12 protein-coding genes and 2 pseudogenes are annotated in these 17,229 nt (G+C 58.4%); 7 read left to right on the top strand and 7 right to left on the bottom strand.

All coding sequences use genetic code 11. From position 1 onward, the window contains the following. Together BM172_RS21635 and BM172_RS22365 are read left to right on the top strand one after the other, a co-directional pair. Positions 1-3,678 (top strand): RHS repeat-associated core domain-containing protein (locus BM172_RS21635; protein WP_051548312.1); only part of this gene is annotated, 3,678 nt, incomplete at its 5' end. A gap of 26 nt (positions 3,679-3,704) precedes the next feature. After that, positions 3,705-3,998, top strand: a complete 294-nt coding sequence (locus tag BM172_RS22365; protein WP_143096579.1) for a hypothetical protein — start codon at positions 3,705-3,707, stop codon at positions 3,996-3,998. 61 nt (positions 3,999-4,059) lie between these two features. Here BM172_RS22365 and BM172_RS22640 read toward each other — a convergent pair whose 3' ends face one another. Continuing rightward, the gene (locus tag BM172_RS22640) at positions 4,060-4,215 is read right to left on the bottom strand and encodes a hypothetical protein (RefSeq protein ID WP_155964683.1); all 156 of its coding nucleotides are present in this window, start codon (positions 4,213-4,215) and stop codon (positions 4,060-4,062) included. A gap of 260 nt (positions 4,216-4,475) precedes the next feature. On the opposite strand from BM172_RS22640, the gene BM172_RS21625 reads away from it, so the two are divergent. From BM172_RS21625 to BM172_RS21615, 3 genes are all read left to right on the top strand, one after another. Further along, complete coding sequence (locus tag BM172_RS21625; protein ID WP_026633427.1) at positions 4,476-4,643, top strand: DUF1328 family protein; 168 nt, start codon at positions 4,476-4,478, stop codon at positions 4,641-4,643. A 172-nt stretch (positions 4,644-4,815) separates the two neighbouring features. Beyond that, positions 4,816-5,679: an NmrA family NAD(P)-binding protein gene (locus BM172_RS21620; protein WP_026633426.1), complete on the top strand. Its 864-nt coding sequence runs from the start codon at positions 4,816-4,818 to the stop codon at positions 5,677-5,679. Between the two features lie 113 nt (positions 5,680-5,792). After that, entirely contained in the window at positions 5,793-6,149 is a 357-nt protein-coding gene (locus tag BM172_RS21615; RefSeq protein ID WP_026633425.1) for a DUF1428 domain-containing protein, read from the top strand. A 90-nt stretch (positions 6,150-6,239) separates the two neighbouring features. Here the strand turns inward: BM172_RS21615 and BM172_RS21610 are convergent, their stop codons facing one another. From BM172_RS21610 to BM172_RS21595, 4 genes are all read right to left on the bottom strand, one after another. Next, positions 6,240-6,914, bottom strand: coding sequence for a CPBP family intramembrane glutamic endopeptidase (locus BM172_RS21610; RefSeq protein ID WP_026633424.1), 675 nt, complete (start codon positions 6,912-6,914; stop codon positions 6,240-6,242). 138 nt (positions 6,915-7,052) lie between these two features. Next, positions 7,053-7,253, bottom strand: coding sequence for a DUF1737 domain-containing protein (locus tag BM172_RS21605; protein ID WP_081804998.1), 201 nt, complete (start codon positions 7,251-7,253; stop codon positions 7,053-7,055). A 109-nt stretch (positions 7,254-7,362) separates the two neighbouring features. Beyond that, positions 7,363-7,686 carry a hypothetical protein gene (locus BM172_RS21600; RefSeq protein WP_026633423.1) on the bottom strand — a complete coding sequence of 108 codons (324 nt, stop codon included), beginning with the start codon at positions 7,684-7,686 and terminating at the stop codon, positions 7,363-7,365. A gap of 350 nt (positions 7,687-8,036) precedes the next feature. Then, entirely contained in the window at positions 8,037-9,431 is a 1,395-nt protein-coding gene (locus BM172_RS21595; RefSeq protein ID WP_026633422.1) for an ApeA N-terminal domain 1-containing protein, read from the bottom strand. A 1,021-nt stretch (positions 9,432-10,452) separates the two neighbouring features. Here BM172_RS21595 and BM172_RS21590 point away from each other — a divergent pair. Next, entirely contained in the window at positions 10,453-15,084 is a 4,632-nt protein-coding gene (locus BM172_RS21590; RefSeq protein ID WP_051548311.1) for an RHS repeat-associated core domain-containing protein, read from the top strand. Then, positions 15,081-15,569, top strand: coding sequence for a hypothetical protein (locus tag BM172_RS22360; protein ID WP_143096577.1), 489 nt, complete (start codon positions 15,081-15,083; stop codon positions 15,567-15,569). The genes BM172_RS21590 and BM172_RS22360 overlap by 4 nt, the downstream gene beginning before the upstream one ends. Before the next feature lie 55 nt (positions 15,570-15,624). Here BM172_RS22360 and BM172_RS21585 read toward each other — a convergent pair. Next, positions 15,625-16,591, bottom strand: a pseudogene (locus BM172_RS21585) (phage portal protein). Between the two features lie 263 nt (positions 16,592-16,854). Then, positions 16,855-17,229, bottom strand: a pseudogene (locus BM172_RS21580) (IS30 family transposase); the annotation flags it as partial.

Below are 17,229 nucleotides of genomic sequence, written 5' to 3'. Positions count from 1 at the left end.
GGCAGGAAGCTGACGTTCTTCTACGACAGCTCCGCGCGCCTGAACTCCATCACGCTGCCGGACAATAAATCGCTCTACTACTACTACGTCTCCGCCAGCAGCAATATCGCCCAGGTGACGTATCCCGACGCTCGTTATCGTCTCTATGGCTTCAACGAGGCTGCCTACATCGGGCAAACCAGCCTGCCCAACGCGATGACCGGCATCCAGGACGAGAACGGCGCGCGCTACGAGAGCATCACCTACGACAACGCGGGCCGGGCGACCTCGTCCACCTTCGTCGGCGGCGTGGGCGCCACCAAGATTGCCTATAACGCCGACGGCTCCGCTTCCGTCACTTATCCGTTGGGCAATACGGTCAAGATCGGCATGTCGTCGGTTGCCGGGTTGGTGCGCGTCAGCTCCATGGACGCCCCGTGCGCTCCGGATTGCGGGCAGCATTGGAAGAGTCGCACCTACGACAGCCGTGGCTTCCCGGCGACGTATGTCGATTTCAAGGGCGTAACGACCCAGGTCACCTACGATGAGTATGGCCTGCTGCTGCAGACCATTGAAGCGGTGGGCACGACCGAACAGCGCACGACTACCACGGTATGGGACAAGCAGATCCGCCGCCCGTTGAGCCGGACCGTGCTGGACAGCCAGGGCCACGCGGTCGCCTCTACCGGGTGGGCCTATAACGCCCTGGGTCAGGTGCTGGCCTATTGCGAGATCGACCCGCAGGCGCCGTCCGCGGCGGGCTATACCTGCTCGAATACAGGGACGGCCCCGGATGGCGTGCGCCGCTCGACCTACACCTATTGCACGGCCGTCGATGCGGTGCAGTGCCCCCTGGTCGGCTTGATGCTCACCGCGACCGGCCCGCGTACCGATGTCACGCAGACGACGACCTATCAGTACTACCTCACCGACGGCACGCAGTGGCAGCACGGCGACCTCAAGTCGGTGACGAACGCGCTCGGCCAGGTCATCACATTTGCCGCCTATGACAAGAACGGGCGGCCTACGCGCACCGTCGACCCCAATGGCGTCATTACCGACCTGACCTACTATCCGCGCGGGTGGCTGAGTTCTCGAACGGTACGTGCGAACGCCAATGGCTCCGCCTCGTCGAACGATGCTGTCACCAGTTGGACTTACAGGAACGACGGAAGCGTTACTCAGGTGACCTATCCGGATAACGCTTCGATCAGCTACGGATACGACCCAGCTCACCGCCTGCTGCAGATCCGCAACAGCAACAGCGAATACCTCAACTTCACCCTGGATGCCGCGGGAAATCGCATCAAGGAAGAAGTAACCACATCCAGCGATGCCACCGTCAAGCGGTCCCTGACCCGCACCTACAATGCCTTGGGACAGTTGACGGGCGTGCTGGACGGTTATGGTCGCAGCGTCATGAGTGCCGCCTATGCGGACAGCTACGACGCCAATGGCAATCTGGTGCATGCGGTCGATGGCCTGAATGTCCAGCTCCAGCGCGGCTACGACACGCTGAACCGTTTGGTGGGTGTGACCGAAGATCTGAATGGCAGCGATCAGGCGACGCGGAATGCCCAGACCGTGTATCAGTACGACGCGCTCGACCGGGTGGCGGGCGTCGGCGATCCGGATTCGCTAAACACGCTCTATGACCACAATGCGTTTGGCGATCAGGTCGGGTTGCATAGTCCTGATACGGGCAATTCCAGTGCGATCGTCGACAAGGCCGGCAATCCGATTTCGGTGACCGACGCGCGTGGCATCCAGGTCACGCAGGCCTTCGATGTACTGAATCGACGCACCTCGGCGACCTACCCTTCGTCCACTGACAATGTGGCCTGGTTCTATGACGAGCCCGATAGCGTGACGGGTTGTACGGGCTCGTATCCCATCGGTCGCCTGACTCGAGTGCTGGAGGCCAACGTCACCACGATCTACTGCTACGACGTTCGCGGCAACGTGTCGCGCAAGAGTCAGACGCAGGGCACGCAGACGGATGTGGTGGCTTATACCTACACCCTCGCCGATCGCCTGGCGACACTGACGTATCCCAGTGGCGCGGTCGTCGCTTACCGGCGAGATCTCACCGGACGGGTGCAGTCGGTAGCGGTGACCACCGCTGGCACGACATGGACGATCGTCGACTCGATCAACTACATGCCGCTCGGACCTGTCGCGAGCTACATGCTGGGGCAGCCCGGCTTCAGCAGGCCGGTTACGCGCACGTACGACGCGAACTATGCATTGACTGACTTGGTGAGTGAGTCGCTCAACCTGCATTTCGCCAGGGACGTGATGGGCAATATCACGGCGCTTGGTAATGCGGCGGGAGCCAATCCGGCGACGGAAACGTATCGTTACGATGCGCTGTATCGCCTGACCTCCCTCAACGATGCCACCGGCACGGCCGTCGAGGCTTATACCTATAACAAGACCGGCGACCGCCTGAGCAAAGCCGCCACTGGTCTCGCCACCGGTGCCTACGGATACCAGAGCGGAACGCATTGGCTGACCAGTATCGGCAGCAGCGCGCGCACCTACGATGCCAATGGCAATACCAGCGGGACCTCGACAGGTAGCGACGCGTTTGGCTATGGCTACAACGGGCGCAACCGGATGACGGTGGTGCAGCGGAATGGCCAGACCGTGGCCCAGTACAGCTACAACGCCATGGGGCAGCGCGTGGCTAAGTCCGTGACGCTTCCGCAGGTGGTGAATCAGCGGTTTGTGTATGGCGAAGGCAGTCAGCTGTTAAGTGAGTACGGCACGACGAATCGTGACTACATCTGGGTAGATGATCTGCCGGTGGCGGTTGTCGATGGCACGGGGGCTACGGCCAAGACAAACTATGTGCTTGCGGATGGATTGGGGACGCCTCGAGCCGTTAGGAACGATGCCGGAGTAGTTCAATGGCAATGGTCTTATCAGGGCAATGCCTTCGGTGAGAGGCAGCCGGCCTCGCTGACCGGTTATATGCTCAATCTCAGATTTCCCGGGCAATACTACGATGCTGAAACGGGAATGCATGAGAACGTCAATCGGACCTATGCCCCGGCCGTCGGACGCTATGTCCAGAGTGATCCAATAGGACTAAATGGTGGTTTTAGTACCTATGCGGCTGTAGCAAGCAATCCGCTTGCCTACGTCGATCCACTCGGATTGCAGGTGGCCGGTACTGGACATGAGGATTGGGGGCGTTGGAACAGCGAGAGGGATATTGCTCGCGCTATGATTCTCCCAATGCTGTTGGGCTCCAATCCCTATCGTAAGAATCCGCCTGGCGATGATTCTATTGAGCCGATTCTTACGCCGTTCGAATTTCTGGCAGGTGGTGGTGTTGTTAGGGGAGCATCACTTGCATCGAACTCAGTGAGATTGGTATGCGAGTCCGTTCAAGCCGCACGGACCGTGTCTCTTTTTCGGGCGGTATCAGCTGCGGAGCTTCAAGGGATTCAGGCCACTGGTAGATTTGCAGCTGGTCCAAATTCCTTGGGTGGGAAGTTCTTCGCCGAAAGTTACGAGCACGCAGCCCAGTGGGGAGAGACACTCAACGGCGCGGGGAATTCGACAATTCTTAGGGTTCGCCTGCCTCGAGCCCAGGCGGATAAGCTTATAAGATGGGATCGCCTCGATGGTATCGGCCCTGCACGTTACGGTGAACTTGATCAGTTAGAGGGAGCCCGCATCAGTTGGTGAAAACTCTATTTTGTGAGAGATCGGATATGAGCGAGCTAGTGAAAGTCATGGTTCAGTGGGCGGAAGAAAAAAAACCGGCCATACCAAAGAATGGTAGATACTCAACTGTTGCTAAATTTGATGAGGATATTGCCCAGTGGCCTCGTGAGGCTTGGAGTATTGTTTTAGAGTTCGATCCAGCGCTCGCGACACAAGGACAGACACATGAGGCAATGGCTCACTTTTTGATGCCACTGGGCCCGCAACAGCGCTTGAAAAGTGGCCGTACTTTTGAGCTGTATGAGGGTCTAAAGCGGACTGCGGTGGTAACAGTGCTCTAAGGGTGGGCCTGAATGCACTGTTGCCGCTCTGCTTCTATACAAGATCTAGGCATCATGGCGGTCACGGCATAGAAATTTCGGTCAGGTAATGAAGCGGCCCCAGCACGGCATAAGAGACAAGCAGCGTCTCGAATGGGGCAATGATGGAAAGGGCCAGCGTGACCAGCAGCAGGGCGCTGTTGAGGTTGTGCAGCCGTGCGCCGATGAACGCCTTCATATCCCTCTTCCCTAAGTGGATCTCAGCTCCGTCGGGCGATGTTATGAGAGGGCGAAACCGGGCGTCAATCCGCATAACGAACCCGTCATTTTCCACCATCGACGAACATCCGACATACGTGAATGAATCACCGTAAGCACCGCGCCGATTCACACGAACCTCATCGATGCAGTTCTATCCCTAAAACACCACGCCGCACCGTGCAATGGGTGCGCCACTCGATAGACATCGAAGGCCTGACAGCCTGTGGAGGAAGCGCCATGCTTTACTACGCACTTATATTCCTGGTCATCGCGTTGATCGCGGGTTTCTTTGGCTTCTTTGGTGTTGCCGGGTTGGCCGCGAGCATCGCCAAGGTACTTTTCGTGGTGTTCGTTGTGTTGCTCATCATTTCGCTGATCATGGGGCGCCGTCGACCGCCTGTGTGAAGTGACACTGGTCGAGGCTGATGCACGTGACCGGCGCGAGGATCAACTCGCGCCGGTTCTTCAATGACACTCATGAGGACGGCGCGCACCGCGCCAATGGACGTGGCCTGTTTTGACGGAGCGGAAACGCCGGCGACGCTAGCGTGTTCCGCGGCAAAACGGAGCAGCCCGCATGCATATCGTTCTTGGCGGCACGGGGCACGTTGGATCGGCTGCGGCGAGGCGGCTGATCGAGATGGGCGAGCCGGTTACGGTCGTCTCGCGCGACGACAGCCAACGCCACCATTGGGAACAGCGCGGCGCCAAATTGGCGGTCGCGGATGTCTTCGATCCGGCTGCACTGCGCGATGTCTTTCGCAAAGGCAAGCGCGCATTCCTGCTCAATCCTCCGGCCGATACGTCGACCGACACGGATGCCCAGGAAAAGCGCAGCGTCGCCGCGATCCTGGAGGCATTGGACGGCTCCGGCCTGGAGCAGGTAGTGGCCGAATCGACCATGGGTGCGCAGCCCGGCGAGCGTATTGGCGACCTGAGCGTGCTCTACGGCTTCGAGCAAGGCCTGCGCAGTCAACCGATCCCGGCCAACGTGATCCGCGCCGCGTACTACATGAGCAACTGGGATGCATCGTTGCCGATGGTCATCAAGGAAGGCCGCCTTGAATCGATGCTCCCGGCCGACCTGGCCATTCCGATGGTCGCGCCGGAGGATCTGGGCCGGGCCGCGGCCTGGCTGCTTACCGGGCAGCGCGGCGAATCCGGCATTCATTATGTCGAAGGGCCCGAGCGCTATTCCACAAACGATGTCGCTGCAGCTTTTTCTGCGGCAATCGGCAAGCCGGTCGCCGTGGAGGTCATTCCTCGCGACCATTGGGAGGCGAAGTATCGCGAGCTCGGATTCTCGGAGGCCGCGGCTGCGTCGTACGCTCGTATGACCGCGGTCAGCGTCGATGGGGGCTTCGAACGCCCCACTGCATCTGAGCGCGGCACGATCACGCTGCAGGACTACATCGATGGGCTGGTCCGGCGGGCTTCCTGATCGAGGGATAGCGGTGGTCGAGGCTGATCGTCTGTGTCGATTCCGTGCGCGCCCATTCGTCGCATACTTGAAGGCGACCATACCGGCCGCCCGTTCCCGCTGAGGAAACTGCCATGTCCTACATCGATGGTTTCGTGATCGCCGTACCCAATGCCAATCGCGACAAGTTCATCACGCACGCCCGCACCTTTGATGCCATTTTCGTGGAGTTCGGCGCCATCCGCGTGGTGGAGTGCTGGGGTGACGACGTGCCAGATGGCAAAGTCACCGACTTCCGCCGCGCCGTGCAGGCGAAGGAAGATGAATCCGTGGTGTTCTCCTGGGTGGAATGGCCCGACAAGGCCACCCGCGACGCCGGCATGGAGAAATTCATGAAGGATCCGCGCATGGAGGCCGCCAGCGATTGCCCCTTCGATGGCAAGCGCATGATCTTCGGCGGCTTCAAGGCGGTGGTCAGCTTGCCGGGCTAGGGAAACCCTGAGCCCCAACCTTGCTTCCGGAATCTCATAGTTTGGCCACACCGGCCAAACTATGGTTCAGGACGCAACTGCATCTGCCCGCTACAGATAACCGAGGCGCATCAAGGTGAAGGCGCTCATATCGGCGCAGGCATGAAAGCTGATCACGTACCACAGATTGGCCGGCCAGCGGGACCGTATGGCGGCTGCGAACAGAGCGAACACCAAAGCATTGGCGACGCCGAAGCGACCCAGTTGCCAGTGGTAAGCAGCGAATATGAGTGCCGTCAGGGCAAATGCCAGTAAGGGACGAAAGCTTGAGACCCGCAAGTGACGCAAGAACGCGTCGTGCAGGAAGCCTCGAAAAACCAACTCTTCGTAGAAGCCGCCGATCAGCCAGGCCATGACCAGAGCGATCACATAACCGGAAAGGTGGTCGCGCACGAACGCGAAATCGGTCAGGTCGGGCCGCTCGCCCAGCAGGCGGAACAGCGCCGGGCCGATGACGCTGTAATTGATGGCAGCGTAAATCACTCCAAGCGCACCGCCAACGATCAGCGGAACGATGCCGAATGCCCGCCAACGGAAACCGACATCGGCCCAGCCGAGTCGCCGATAACGCAGCATGACTGTGCAAAGCCCCAGGCCAAATATCGGATAAAGAAACATCGGCAAGCCCAGATGAGGGGCTGCCAGCACGCAGAGCGTACCGAGGACGATCAGGTACGCCTGGCGAGACGGCTTTCGATCGGCGTGAACTGCGAGAACTCGGTTCACTCGCGAGGCTCCTGATGATCAGGCTGGCACCATGCCGGCCATACTAAGACCGAAGCCGCCTTTGCAGTGGCGGCCCACTCGTGCGCGATCTCACATGGATTCGGCCGAAAGCGGATGTCGCATAAGTGTCGATGCACTTCACCTGACACCCTCGTCTTTCATGGGCCAGAGTATTGCTTGCGCGACGACTACATGGTCCCCATTGAATGTAGCCGCAGGAGAGCCGTACGGCTCGTAACCAAGGCTTAGTGCGTCGGACACGCGTTGACAGAATGCGGCGTCATCCTTGCCCGTGAGCAAGCGATATCGAGGCAGGTCATTGGGCGGCAGATCGGGCATCTTGGAAATCTCCTAACGTTGCTTCATGCAGTGGGTTAAGTCGGCTCGGGGTCGGAAGCGAACGTCAGGTCGCGTCGTCGTTGGGGACATCCGGAGCGCGAAAATCGACTTAGCGGAGCTCGTCAGTGATCTCTATCGCTCCATTCTCTGTAATGACCACAAACTTCTGACCGACTGTTCCCGATGTGAACCCCTTCGAAAGAACAAGGTATACGGTGCGACCGCCAAGTTCTTTGTATCCGGCCTCGTAGGACAGTTGAAGGCCATTGATGGGAAGACCCTGGATCGCGGCCAATTGCACCTCATTGAGCACGAACCTTTTTCCAAAGGCCGCGATGGTGAGCTTCGAGATGCCGTTGTTTCCTTGTTTTCCCGAGATCGTCACGGGACCCGACCCGCCTATTCCGTCTGAGGTTAGCTCGAAGGTGTCCATTCGGAGGATGCCTTCCTTGGAAGCAGATGCAGAGAAAGATCCAAAGACCAGAGCAGAGATAGTGGCCAAAAGGCACAGATATCTCATGTTTTGTCCCCCTCATCATTGATTGGACCCATAGCGCCAACTTTGCGAGTCGAAGAGTGATGGGCCCAGCAGCCACCATAATAGAATTATAAATTCTTGTTTTATATGCGATTGGGTTGTGCAAATGTCTTCCGTGTACTACCAGATATACCACCCGTCGAGTGGTGCTGGGAATGCTAACCATTGGTCTGCGACTTCGGGGTGGGGCACTAGACCTTGCTCTGGCCTCCGTTGCGGCGGCCGCTCTTCGACGCCTCGCGTAATTAGCCTGGGTCCAGGCCCAATTGATATCGCAATTTTCGATTCGACGCGATGAGCTTGTCGATACGCGCTTGGTCGATCTCCACAAGCAGGAGTAGGTGGAGCTGAAATAGCGCCTGGAGCTTGAATGTTAGCGGAAGTAGCTCACGCCCCCGCGCCGATCGCGTGGCCAAGTCTGGATCGTAATGCGTGAGGTAGTTTCGTGTATCGACGACTTTGTCGATGAGAGCTGTGCGGAACTTGGCGCTGCCAAAGTGAGACACGAATGGCTTGAGCATGCACCGCAGCCGGGCTCGCAATGATGGCTTGTTCGCATACGCCAACTGGTCAATCAACCAATCCCGATCTGCCTCGGGGCAGGTGGCGAGAATCCTCTCGACTTTCGCGTCAAAAACGGCTGCAGGCTCGATGGCTTCGGTGCTCGTTCGATCGTGCAATGTCTCTAGCCCCTGAGCGATCGAGAGAAACGCGCTTTCTAGGAAGGTATGTCGGCCGGCTTGCACCGCAAAGTACAGGTTGAAGGCAGGTGACAGTGCTTCGTGATGAGTCATCCAACTCGTCAACATACGTTCCAAACGGCCGGTGACGTCCGGATATGCGAACAGCATGCTGTCGCGTTTGGCCGTGACAGTGCGCGGGGGCGTGCTGCTCTCGTAGAAGACTTGCAGCCGAATTGGCTTGTGCTCCTGACCGGCTTCCCTCGTCGCCGCCGGAGAATAGGCGTAGAGCTCGTCGATCGTCAGCGTTTGATCGGCGGCAAACGATAGAAAATTGACCAGCCGTGCTAACTGCTGGCAGATGTCATCGAAGCTGGCCTCAGCCACGGGTATGACATTCAGTCGTGCCTGATGAGTGATCCTGGCTTCGGTCTGTGCATTTCCCCCGGGCGCCGTCCAGGTGAACTCGAAAATGACCTGTAGTCCCGGCAAGTTCAGCTCGATATTCGGCGGCGGCACGTACCGGATGAACGCCGATTGCACTTTGTGCTCAGCGTCGAACTCGAAATCCGATTCGATGCCGGTGATTTGTAGCCATTCGTCCAGCCCCGCAATGACAGCCTCGAGCCTGATGACGCGCAATTGGTCTTCGGGTGGCAAATGCGCACCGCGAAAGACGTTCCCGACGTGCAGCTTCGAGACGGCGACCGTGCCGAAGCCATAGTTGCGATCGAGATAGAAACAGTCATACAGGGTGACAGGGCCACCCTGCACGATGCCGTGGATCGTCCTTAGGTCTTGTGGCGTGTCTCTAAAGACGGCCTCCTCGCTGCAGAACAGGTCGAGCAGCTCCAAGCTGCACTTGCCGACCTCGGAAATGCGTAGCCGCCCGCTGACCTCTTCTGGGTGCTCTGGCAGCCAGAAATGGCCTTCAAGAGCCTGCGGAGCATCCAGTTTCAACGTCGCCTCCTTTTGCCCGCGCCGGGCGCTGGTTGGGCATAGGTTACTTCGTCGGCCATCTAATGCTCTGTGGCGGAATTCGAGACAGGTAGGCTTCGACGGGTCGCCGTTGCGATGTCGGAAGCATCTATCGGAAAGGGCGAATCCGCCGGACCTAATGTGCGAGCAGCCCGTCAAAGTGTGCGGGTCGCTCGGAAAAAGGTAATTCAGGTAATCGAGGGCTGAAATTGAAGATTTTTAATTTAAAAACAAAGATATATGAGTCGCTCAGAGAAGTAATTCTATAGTGATTGATAGGTAATTAATCACCTCTATAAGAGGTGATGTAGATAAGCCCGATGACTAAGGAAAATCAATGACTTATGAGGCGATTACTTTCAGGGTCACCGTGCATTACTTATGAGAGGTAATCTACATTTCTTGTAGATACAAAGGTTTGGGCTGCAGAACGGCGCCCGTCACCCGAGTTACCTGGTTCCGCGGCCAGCCTCCTATCGCTGAAAGATCCGCGCCGCTAGGTCACCCGAAGGCTATGCACGCGTCACTTTGCGTCTCCGCCAGGTGCTGCGACCTCGCCGTTTGAAAGTTTGCGCAACAAGCTGTGAGCTACCCCTGGATCTGTGGATCGATGCGTCGAAATCGTCATGGAAAGGCTGCGCGGGTGCGGCGGGGGTAACCGCACGGATCGAGGGGCGACGTCCCGGTGCAGCGTGTGAGTCGGGTGGCTTCGCAGGGGCGCTCGGCGTGAGACTTTCGTTGGTCAGCTATCCAGTTTCATCGCCATTGGTCTAAAGGCCATGAAGGCGCCCTGGGACATTATTTGGGAATAAGTCTCACTTCCTGAAGGGTATTTGGCATGTCTTGCGAGGAAAACGGCCACAGAACAACGCACAACGTGCCGTGACATGTAGTCGAGATACCATCCATTGGCACGGGCATTCGCACATAGCGCGGATCGCTCCGATGACAGGGATACGCATCTCAGGGGGATGGAGTGAAGTCGATTCGACGTGTGCTGCTGATGCTTGGCGTCAGCTGGTTGGGTTTGGGGGCGGTATCGGCCGTCGACGCAGCGGGAGCCAGCACCACGCGTGTGCAAAGCGCACCGGCGAGTATCTCCACGGCGAGAGCGCCTGCCCAGGCGCTGAGCCTCTCGCCTCAACCGCTGCTCGCCGCGCAGACGGCCAGCAGCGGTTCTAGCACCTTCTACGGCCCTCCGTTCCTCATTGGCTATAAGGATCCCCACTACACCGTCGACGAAGCGGCGGCCGCTTGGTGGGAGTGGTTCCAGAATTACTGGGGTATCCGGCCTCCGCATTGCTATTTCACGTACTCGTCGACAAGTGATGGTGCCACGACGAACATCTTCGGGCTGATGTACCAGGACGGAGACCAATGCAAGGGCGGCCCGGAGTACATCCCAGGCACGGCTTATACGTACAACCCGGGCAAGAACATCGGCAACGGCAGCGGCGGCTGCGACGGTGGCGAGGGTTCGGATGACCCCGGGGCTGGCCCGACCTGCCCCGAAAGCCAAGGCTCGCCCCAGGTGCTCGATCCCATCAACGCGTCGACCGGCAACAAGTACGCTCAGGAGAACGACTACGCCGCGACCCGCTGGCTGACGCTGCGCCGGTTCTACAATAGCGCCGCGCCGGTGATCTACACCAACATCGGCAGCCACTGGCGGCACAGTTTCGATCGCACCCTGCAGCTGTCCAACCCCAACACCACGCCGACCACCGGCCCGCTGCCGGCGATCACGGCCATCCTGTTCCGCCCGGATGGCCGGCAGGAAACCTTCAACAAGGTCAACGGGCAATGGGTGGGCGATCTGGACGTGGCCGATGCCCTGTCCGAGATCGACGATGCCCAGGGCAATGCCACAGGCTACACCGTGTTCATCGGGGCGCTGCGCCGCACCGAAACCTACGATACGAGCGGCTTGCTGCGGACGGTGACGGACCCAAGCGGCGCCGGGATCACGCTGGCTTACAGCACGGCGTCCACGCCATCGACCGTGGCGCCTACCACGGGCCTACTACTTACGGTGACCGACCCCAGGGGGCGCCAGCTCAACTTCAGCTACGACAGTAGCGGGCGTGTCCATCAAGTGGCGCTGCCTGATGGTGGCGCCTTGACATATACCTACGATAGCGGTGGTGACCTAGTCTCGGTGCAATATCCCGACGGCAAATCCAAGCAGTACATCTACAACGAATCCTCGCTGACGGGCGGCGCCAATCTGCGCAGCGCGCTGACAGGCGTGATCGACGAAGCAGGGGTGCGCTACGAGACCACGACCTACAACACCGCCGGCGGCGCCACGTCGGAGAGCTTGGCGGGCAACGTCGAAAGCTCGCAACTAACCTACAACGCTGACGGCACGACAGTGGTGCAGTACCCGCTAGGCCTGAGCGTCAAGCTGAACTTCACCCGGGTCAATGACGTGATCAAGGTGGCCGGCTCGGATCGGCCCTGCGGCGCGGCCTGCAATCAGCCGTGGACCTCGCGCACGTACGATGCGAACGGTTACCCGGCCTCGTACACTGACTTCAGCAACAACGTCACGGCAACGACGTACAACGCGGCGGGCTTGCTGACCCAGACCGTGGAGCTGCAGGGGCAGTCGGGTCAACGGACAACGGCGACCACGTGGGATACAGCACGACGCAATCCCTTGCAGCAGACCCTGGCCGATGCCAATGGCACGGTGGTCGGCAAGGTCGCCTGGGTCTACAACGCTCGCGGCCAGATGCTCGCTCGCTGCGAGATCGATCCTGCCGTGGCCAGCAGTTATGCCTGTTCGACCAGTGGAACGGCACCGGCGGGGGTGCGTCGCTGGACCTTTAGCTACTGCAATGTCGTCGACAGCGCACAGTGCCCGATCGTTGGCCTATTGCTCAGCGCCACTGGTCCACGCACCGACCTCGCGCAGACAACGACATACAGCTACTACCTGACCAGCAGTGCGGTGAACTGCGGTACGCCCGGTGCGGCCTGCTATCAGGCGGGGGATCTGCACACCATCACGGACGCCTTGGGTCATGTCACAACCATCGTGTCCTACGATGGTGCCGGCCGCGTGACTCGCACGACGGATGCAAACGGCATCAATGCGGATACCACGTACACGGCGCGTGGCTGGGTTGCGACGCGCACCATCGGCGGGGCCACGACGGCTTTCACCTATACGCCTTATGGCACAGTGGCGTCGATCACCGATCCCGACAACGTCACTGGCAGCTATACCTACGATGCCGCGCATCGCCTGACGCGTATCACCGACGCGCTGGGTAACTATGTGCAGTACACCCTCGACGCAGCGGGCAACAAGACCGCGGAGCAGGTATATGACAGCAGCGATATGCTGCGTAAGAGCCTATCGCGCACCTACAATGCGCTTGGGCAGCTCACCGGACTGACCGACGGGTTGAACCACACTGTCTTCAACGCCAGCTTCACGGACAGCTACGACGCCAACGGCAACCTAGTGCACAGTACCGATGCGTTGGGTATCCAGCGCAAGCAAGGCTATGACGCTCTTAACCGTCTTGTCAGCACTATCGACAACTACAACGGCTTCGATGCCGCTACGCAGAACACGCAAAGCGTGCTCGTCTATGGTCCGCGCGACGAGCTGCAGGGTGTGAGTGACCCGGATGGCCTCAATACCACCTATGACTACGACGGGTTGGGCAATGCCACTGGCGTGCATAGCCCGGACACGGGTGTGTCCACTTATATCTATGACGTCGCCGGCAACCGCATCAAGAAGACCGACGCCAATGGCAATGTCAGCGCATCAAGCTACGATGCACTCAATCGTCGCACAGCTACGACGTATATCGATAGCGGGCTCAATGTCAGCTATACCTACGATGAAGCCAATAGCATTACTGGATGCAGCAGTTCTTATCCGATTGGCCGGCCGACCCGAGTAATCGAGAGCGCTGTCACTACTGTGTTTTGCTATGACGCGCGCGGCAATGTCATCCAAAAGCGCCAAATGCAGTCCGCGCAGACCGACGTGACCCAGTACAGCTATACATTGGGAGACCGTCTAAGTAGCGTCATTGCTCCGAGCGCGACCGCGACGCAATACACAAGGGATACCGCTGGCCGGGTCAACAGCGTCACGGTAACGCCGACTGGCAAGTTAGCCATTACGGCTGTTAGTGGCATCACATATCTCCCGTTCGGCCCGGTAGTTAGCTATACCCTTGGCAACGGCCAGACCATCACCCGTAGTTATGACGCCGACTACGCTCTCACCGATGTGGTCAGCTCGGTGCTTAATCTGCACTTCGCCCGCAACGCGATGGGCAATATCACTGCGCTAGGTAGCACGGCTGGCGCCAGCCCAGCCATTGAGACTTATGCGTACGATCCCATGTACCGACTCACGGCGGTGAACGCTCCGAGCGGAAGTGCAATCGAAGCGTATACGTACAATAAGTCCGGAGATCGTTTAAGCAAGGTCGCTGGTGGTCTCGCCACGGGCACCTACGACTACCAGACTGGCACCCACTGGCTCATCGGTATCGGCAATGGCGCGCGTACTTACGACGCCAATGGAAACACAACTGGAAGCGCTGCGGCGGGCAACACTTACGGGTATGGCTACAACAGACGCAACCGCCTGACCGTGGTGCAGCTCAACAACCAAACAGTGGGGCAATATACGTACAACGCTGCGGGACAGCGCGTCGCCAAGAGTGCGACGTTACCGCAGGCGACCAATGAGCGTTTTGCGTATGACGAAAGTAATCAGCTGATTGGTGAGTACGGCACAACAAATCGCGATTACATCTGGTTGGGTGAGCTTGTGGTAGCGGTGGTGGACTTCACCGGCACAGCCAGTACGGTTAATTATGTGCATGCGGACGGATTGAACACACCACGCGTGATCACGGATGCCAATGGCAGCGTGATATGGCAGTGGAATTACCAAGCCAACCCCTTCGGTGAACGGCAGCCGACTTCAAGTAGCGGCTACGTCTTCAATCTGCGCTTCCCGGGGCAATATAGCGATGCGGAGTCGGGTCTTTACCAGAACGCTAATCGTACCTATGACAGCGCCACTGGCCGCTACATCGAAAGCGACCCTGCGGGCTTAAATGGAGGCATCTCACTATTCGGTTATGCATATGACTCCCCCCTTGAGTTCCTAGACCCCACGGGGTTATGGCCGCAAGGTGGAGCTGCACGGGTTCCCTCGGCGCATCGGCCTTCCCCCGGGCCTGGTGGAGACTATGGAAACGGGGCGCCGAGAGGGCCATCGCAGCCGATAGGCTTTGCTAGGCCCAAGCCTGAAGACGATCGAAAGACACCCGGTGCCTGGCCAAGCGCGCCTCAAGATCCGGAGAGAGACTATGCGCGATGTGTTGCAGGATACTGCTCGACAGATCCTATGGCGTGTCACAAGGGCCAGCCAACCAGAACACCCATTCAGTTCCAGGGCAGCGGTCCAGAAGCCTATCCCGGCCTATCTGTCTTTCAAGATAGATACCCAGGATGTACCTGCACACAAATAGCGCCGAACGAAGCCTGGAGCAATCTTTCTCAATCTCAGAACGCGAATAATTGGGACGCGGCGGAATTGGCAACAAAGGTTCAAGAAATGAGAAACGAGGCGAGGGAAATTAAATGAAAAGACTACTGTGTATGCTAACGCTTATGGTTGCACCCATATATGGTGCTATAGCTGATGAGCCAGCCAAGCCAGTAACAGTCAAACTAACACCGCTAACATTTACCATGGGGTGCGTTAACACCACAGGCGACGAAAATCGACAGTTACTTAAGCGAGCATCAAATGCCGATAGCGCGGTGAACGCCGAAGAATGCGTTGATAAATCCGCGCAGGTGAAAGATGCGCGAATTGTCGCTGTGGTCGCGGGAAAGGCCAAGAACATTGGCATATATGAGGTCATCCTTAAGCTAGATTCAGAGGACGCAAAAAAGCTCGCAAGCATGACTTTGGCCTCAGGGGGGCCTCGCAGAATTGTATTGTCAGTCAAAGGGCATGCCATCCTCGCAGCACTCCTAAATGCCCCCTTTCATGGTGAAAGATATTTGATCTCTGCGGAAACGGCCGATGACGCACGGCGAATATCGAACCTGTTTATTGACTAGCCTATGTTGATGTTCGAGTCGCACACGCCTGGCGTGCCGATTTGCAGAAGTCAATTCAGTCAACCGCCTTTGCACCAGTGCCGTTGAGATTGGTAACGGCATAGTCACCGAACGACACCACTTCTTCACCAAGCCAATCATTGATCTGGTAGAAGCGTGCCATCAACGGCAGCAGTTCGTTGATCGCAAACACCTGCGCCGCTGGCACCACCGATCCAAATCCGGTGGTGCCGGTCGGCACTAGGCCGAGCAGCTGTGGCGGCATACGGTGCGCGGCGGGCACATCATCCCGCGTGACATTCTTGATGCTGAAGAACTCGTCCTTGGCTGCTACCTCGCTGATCGGCATCAGCTGAAGTCCGTCCTTCTTGCCGCCCGGTGCATAGATAAAGAGATTGCGGAAGTTCCCCGGCCCCTTGCTGTTCTTGAGCGCATCGCGGATACCGTTCACCTGTTCTTCGTCGGCCAGCGCATCGGTGATGTAGAGGATGTAGCTGGCGTGCGATCCATTGAGATAGTACTTCCGGCGAAACAACGTGCCAGCCCCATTCAGCCACGCGCTCGACAGTGCCGGTAGGTATTCCGGCACGCCATAGACCTCTTGGTGAACATCTGGCTCCATCAAGTGGAAGATCGAACCCTTGGCGAACTCGTATTCCGCCTTCCATCCGGTGACCTGGAAGTACACGATCCATATCGTCGGCGCCTCGCCGCATGTACTTCGCCAGCGCAGGCTGCAGTTCCATCGTGGTCCGAACCCGACTCTTGCGCCGCTCGAGATGGCCGTTTCCGAATACCATGAAATCCAGCGCCTAGCGCGAGAATGCTTCGCGGCTAAGTAGTTTGTGCGGCTTGAAGCACGACACCAGGATGTTGCGCTTCCCATAGATCGCGCTGGAGTGACGTGGCGTCGATCGAAACGACCGCGCGAGGCCGCTCAAGGAGACCGGCGTTTCATACCACAGTCCATTGCGCCAAGCTTCGATGTACTCCAATACTTCCCGGCCATCGAGCACCGGCATGGGATCGCCAAAGCAGAAAAAGCCTTGAGCGCAACAGATGGTGGGCTCAGCAGGATTCGAACCTGCAACCAAGGGATTATGAGACCCAAGGGGAGAGGATGGGCGCGCGTCGGCTGTTCCGCAAAATTGAGTCACTTCTTCAGAAGTACCTGGCTATGCATGTTGGAAAGACACATGGCTCTACCGACTTCATGACTCTTCGCAGAGCCGAGTTCTCGCTCCCGTTACACCGTGCTTAGCTATGTCTACTTTGTGTTGCGATTTCAGTCAGTCAACGCAACACATTGTTGGAATCGTTCGGCCGTGTTTCGAAGTTCAACGTCTGTCGAGGACGCTCGTTCAAGCGCCGGGCCACAGCATCGAGTTTAGCCTGCGAGTAGCCCGACAGGTCCGTGCCCTTCGGGAAATACTGGCGTAGCAGCCCGTTGGTGTTCTCGTTGGACCCCCGCTGCCACGGATGCTGCGGGTCGCAGAAGTAGACCTGGATGTCCGTGGCCAGCGTGAAGCGCTGGTGGTCAGCCATTTCCTTGCCACGATCCCAGGTCAGCGATTTGTAGAGCTCTCTAGGCAGCTTGTGAGCGTGCTTGATCAATGCGTCGATGACGGTTTGCGTGTCTTTGCCCGTGACCTTCACCAAC

Origin of the sequence: Dyella marensis, from assembly GCF_900112865.1 — a bacterium.
Classification (GTDB): domain Bacteria; phylum Pseudomonadota; class Gammaproteobacteria; order Xanthomonadales; family Rhodanobacteraceae; genus Dyella_D; species Dyella_D marensis_A.
This window is presented reverse-complemented; position numbering and strand designations above follow the sequence as displayed.